Annotated in this window: 1 pseudogene; it reads left to right on the top strand. The window is 55.0% G+C overall.

Annotation, left to right across the window (positions count from 1 at the left end):
• Positions 1-676, top strand: a pseudogene (locus AB204_RS19750) (RHS repeat domain-containing protein); the annotation flags it as partial.

Genomic DNA, 676 nt, shown 5'->3' with positions numbered 1-676 from the left:
AGTGACCGCCTCCACTGGCGAAACCTACCGTTATGAGCGGGATGCCGCCGGGCAGATTATCCGGGAAACCGATTTTACCGGGCGTACCCTCGACTATCAGTACGATAAACTGGGACGCCGCACACTGACTCAATATCCCGACGGTCAGCAGCTTCGCTGGCATTATTCCGCTACTGGTTTGCTGATCAAGCAGGAAAGCTGGCAGCCGGAAGATAACCAACTGGTGCTGAAAGCCACGACCCGTTACGAATACAACAAGCGGCATCAGTTGGTGAAAGCCACTAATGCCGATGCGGTGGTTGAATATGAGTATGACAAGGCCACCGGCCTGCCAGTCTGCGAATGCATCAACGGGCGGGAAATCACGCGCAAATGGGATAATCTGACAGGACGTCCTGTCAGCGAAAGTGTGGATGGCAATACCCTGCATTTCGGTTATAACCTGTCGGGGAGTCTGAATCACTTTCAGCTTAACCAGCATGCGCCACTGACATTCCAGCATGATGCACTGGGACGGGAAACGGTGCGCGAAAGTGCCAACGGGTTTATCCTTGCCAGCCGCTATACAGCAACCGGTTTACTGGCACATCAGTCGGCAGGGCAAGCCACCCAATTTTTCAGGGAAACACTGGCGCAAAACGACCCGCACTTCCCGCCACAGGCCACCGCCGTCAAC

Source organism: Xenorhabdus khoisanae (assembly GCF_001037465.1).
In the GTDB taxonomy this organism is placed as follows: Bacteria; Pseudomonadota; Gammaproteobacteria; order Enterobacterales; family Enterobacteriaceae; genus Xenorhabdus; species Xenorhabdus khoisanae.
This window is presented reverse-complemented; position numbering and strand designations above follow the sequence as displayed.